The organism is Bacteroides sp. CAG:633, assembly GCF_000435115.1.
Classification (GTDB): Bacteria; Bacteroidota; Bacteroidia; order Bacteroidales; family Bacteroidaceae; genus Bacteroides; species Bacteroides ndongoniae.
Genome location: NZ_FR883117.1, coordinates 15,113 through 19,386, shown reverse-complemented (window position 1 = coordinate 19,386; position 4,274 = coordinate 15,113). Strand labels below are relative to the sequence as shown.

Annotated in this window: 2 protein-coding genes and 1 pseudogene; all 3 read right to left on the bottom strand. The window is 52.4% G+C overall.

What is annotated here, in order from left to right:
* Positions 1–19: 19 nt before the first annotated feature.
* On the bottom strand, positions 20–1,903 hold the full coding sequence (locus tag QVP67_RS11980; protein ID WP_022163803.1) for a glutamine amidotransferase: 1,884 nt from the start codon (positions 1,901–1,903) through the stop codon (positions 20–22).
* A gap of 21 nt (positions 1,904–1,924) precedes the next feature.
* Complete coding sequence (glmS, locus tag QVP67_RS11975; RefSeq protein WP_022163802.1) at positions 1,925–3,769, bottom strand: glutamine--fructose-6-phosphate transaminase (isomerizing); 1,845 nt, start codon at positions 3,767–3,769, stop codon at positions 1,925–1,927.
* Between the two features lie 351 nt (positions 3,770–4,120).
* Positions 4,121–4,274: pseudogene (locus tag QVP67_RS11970) on the bottom strand (NAD(P)H nitroreductase); the annotation flags it as partial.

Genomic DNA, 4,274 nt, shown 5'->3' with positions numbered 1-4,274 from the left:
AGGGGGCCGGGGGGTGAGGCTAGAACTGGTACACCTGCTCGATATAGTCGATAAACGCCTTGTTGAGCAGCTTCACACCGCCCGGCGTAGGATAGTCGCCGCTGAAGTACCAGTCGCCCGGATGGTTGGGACAGGCCTCGTGAAGTCCTTCAAGGGGCTGGTAGACGATTTGCACCTTGGCACGGACATTCTCGGGCTTGAGCAGTTCCACCATCTTGGCCGAAATCTCGTCGTCGGTGAAGGGAGCGTAGATGTTCTTCACGTAGTTCACCATCTGCTCCTTGGGCAGGTCGGCCTGATCCTTTGACTTGCGGTAGACGGCGGCGATGACGTCCTTCATGTCGCGGTCGCGCAACAGCTCGATGGCAGCACGGAAGGCGATGAACTCGCTCATGCGCGACATGTCGATGCCATAATAGTCGGGATAGCGTACCTGTGGCGAGGAGCTGACGATGACAATCTTCTTCGGATTGAGACGGTCCAGAATGCCGATAATGCTCTGACGCAAGGTGGTGCCGCGAACGATGGAGTCGTCGATGATGACAAGATTGTCCACCCCGGCCTCCAGACTGCCGTAAGTAATGTCGTAAACGTGGGCCGCCAGGTCGTTGCGCGTGTTGCCTTCGGCGATGAACGTGCGCAGCTTGATGTCCTTGATGGCTACCTTCTCGCTACGGATGCGGCGCGACAGGATGCGTTCCAGTTCGTCGTGACTGGGGTTGTGGCCCAAAGCGGCTATCTGTTTCACCTTCTCCTCGTTCAGATACTCGTCCAGCCCCTGAAGCATTCCGTAGAAAGCTACCTCGGCTGTATTGGGGATGAAGGAGAAGACGGTATGGTCGATGTCGTAATTGACAGCTTTCAGGATGCTGGGCACCAGTTTCTCGCCCAGCAGTTTCCGCTCGCGATAAATATCCATATCGCTGCCACGGCTGAAGTAGATGCGTTCGAAGGAACAGGGCTTCAGTCCGCGCTGCTTGTTGATTTGCACCGCACGCAAGCGGCCTGCCTTGCTGATGAAAATGGCCTGTCCGGGCTGAAGTTCGTGAATGCTGTCGGCCGGAACATTGAGTACGGTCTGTATCACGGGACGCTCGCTGGCCAGTACGGCTATCTCTTCGTCCTGATACCAGAAGGCTGTACGGATGCCCCACGGATCGCGCACGGCAAAGCTCTCGCCGCTGCCTGTCAGACCGCACATCACGTAACCGCCATCCCAGTCCTTGCTCGAAGTACGCAGGACATTGGCCAGGTCGATATGCTCTTCGATATAATGCGTAATATCCATGCCGGTCAGTCCTTCGGCTTCGGCCATGTTGAACAGACGTTCTACCTCGCGGTCCAGACGATGGCCTACCTGTTCGAGCATGATATACGTATCGGCATACTTGCGGGGATGTTGCCCCATGGCCGTGATGCGGGCAAATATTTCGTCAACGTTGGTCAGATTGAAGTTGCCGCAAAGAGCCAGGTTCTTGGCCCGCCAGTTGTTGCGGCGCAGGAAGGGGTGCACATAGGTCAGTCCCGACTTGCCGGTAGTGGAATAGCGCAAATGCCCCATGTAGACTTCGCCGGCAAACGGCAGGCACTTCTCGGCATAACCGGCATCGGCCAGCTGTTCGGGAGTCAGATCCTTGAAGTGGCTCTGCACCGTCGAGAAGATTTCGGTAATGGCACCCGAACCCAAAGCACGCTCGCGGAACATGTATTCCTCGCCGGGATTGGCAGCCAGCTTGACACAGGCCAGTCCGGCTCCTTCCTGTCCGCGGTTGTGTTGCTTTTCCATAAGCAGATAGAGCTTGTTGAGCCCGTACATCCACGTGCCATACTTCTTCTGGTAATAATCGAGCGGCTTTAGAAGGCGTATCATCGCCACACCGCATTCATGTTTCAATTGTTCCATATCATTATCCGGATTATTCTATTATTCTACTGTAACCGACTTTGCCAGGTTTCTCGGCTGATCCACATCCATGCCCTTGCACACAGCAATGTGATAGGCCAGCAGCTGCAAGGGGACAGTCGTTATCAGCGGGTCGAGGCATTCCATGACGGCAGGCAGTTCGATCACCGTGTCGGCCACGCGGCTAATAATGTTATCTCCCTTAGTCACGAGTGCCACTACCCTGCCCTTGCGTGCCTTTATCTCCTGTATGTTGCTCAGTACCTTTTCGTAAAGTCCGTTCTGCGTGGCCACCACAACGACCGGCATTTCGGCATCGATCAAGGCAATAGGACCGTGCTTCATCTCGGCAGCCGGATAACCCTCGGCATGTATGTAGGATATTTCTTTCAGCTTCAGCGCACCCTCCAGTGCCACCGGATAGGCATATCCGCGGCCCAGGTAGATGAAGTTATGCGCATAGGTGAATATCTTGGACAGTTCGGCTATGCGGTCGTTCAGCTTCAGCACCTCTTCCATCTTCTCCGGAATGTGCTGCAACTCTTGCACTACGGACACGTACTTGGCTTCGTCTATCGTCCCCTTCTCGCGTCCCAACGTCAGTGCCAGCATGGCAAGCACCGTCACCTGCCCCGTAAAGGCCTTGGTAGAAGCCACACCGATTTCGGGACCAACGTGTATGTACGACCCCGTATCGGTAGCCCGCGGAATGCTCGAACCGACGGCATTGCAGATGCCGTATATGAAAGCTCCACGGCTCTTGGCCAGTTCTACGGCAGCCAGCGTATCGGCTGTCTCACCACTCTGCGAAATGGCTATCACCACATCGTCCGAACTGATTACCGGGTCGCGATAACGGAATTCTGAAGCATATTCCACCTCAACCGGAATACGGCAAAACGTTTCTATCAGTTGCTTGCCTATCAGCCCGGCATGCCACGACGTACCGCACGCCACGATAATGAAGCGTTTGGCTGCCAGCAGACGTTCCTTATAGTCTATAACGGCAGACAGTACCACATTGTTTCCTTCTACGTTGACGCGGCCCCGCATACAATCGTTGATGCAGGCCGGCTGCTCGAAAATCTCTTTCAGCATGAAGTGCGGATAACCGCCTTTCTCCAGCTGTCCTAAGTTCATGGATACCGTCTGTACCTTGTGCGGACATTCTACATTATTCAGATTGACTACCTTCAGCGGACTGTCGCGACGGATCACCGCGATCTCCTCATCCTCCAGATATACCACCTTGTCAGTATACTCAACGATAGGAGTAGCATCGGAAGCCAGGAAAAATTCGCCTTCGCCAATCCCGACTACCAGCGGGCTGCTCTTGCGGGCTGCGACGATTTCGTCGGGATTGTCGCGGTCCATCACGGCGATGGCGTACGCCCCTATCACCTCCCTCAAGGCAAGCTGTACGGCAGTGAGCAGGTCGATGTGGTCGGCCGACTGTATATACTCTATCAGCTGAACCAGCACTTCCGTGTCCGTACTGCTGTTGAACTGATAGCCTTTTGCCTGAAGTTTTTCCTTCAGCACTGCATAATTTTCAATAATACCGTTATGAATAAGGGCGAAGCGCCCGGAAGAGGAATAATGAGGATGAGCATTGGCGGAACAAGGTTCCCCGTGAGTGGCCCAACGAGTATGGGCAATACCGATAGTACCGGAAATATCTTTTTGACTGACGAAAGTTTCGAGGTCTGCCACTTTCCCTTTCGTCTTGTATACATTCAACTGACAACTGTCACTGATCAATGCTACCCCAGCACTATCATACCCGCGATACTCCAACCGCTTCAGTCCTTTGATAAGAATGGGGTAGGCTTTTCTGTGACCTATATAGCCTACGATTCCACACATAATAGCTTATACTTTTTAAGATTTGCAGTGCAAAGATACGCTTTTTTACGAACATAAAGTCAATTTTATCGCAGTTTCTTTATCAAAAATACATAATAATCCTTTTTTCCATCTCAAAAATCTATTCCTGTAAAGCTGTATTTTTATGGGAACCGTCCCGATGATTAAACTATAAATTCCTATAAAGGAACCATATTGGTCTCCATAGGCCAATCATCGCAAGGCTTAGTTGTGTGAAGAAATTCAAATAGTCAGAGTCAGGAAAAATGCCCAGTTAGAAAAAAATTTTTCCCTAACTGGGAAAAAATAATTCTCCAGTTAGGGAAAAATCAATGGTCAGTACCGGTGCTTTCAGCGAATCATCGTCACTGTATATTCCTTGATTTTACGTTCCTTGACAGGCGTACCAGCAGGCGCATATCCCAAAGCTGCACAACCGAATATGCGATAGTCGGACGGGATGCCCAACTCCTCGGTAAGAAACGCACGCATGGCCGGATGGTCA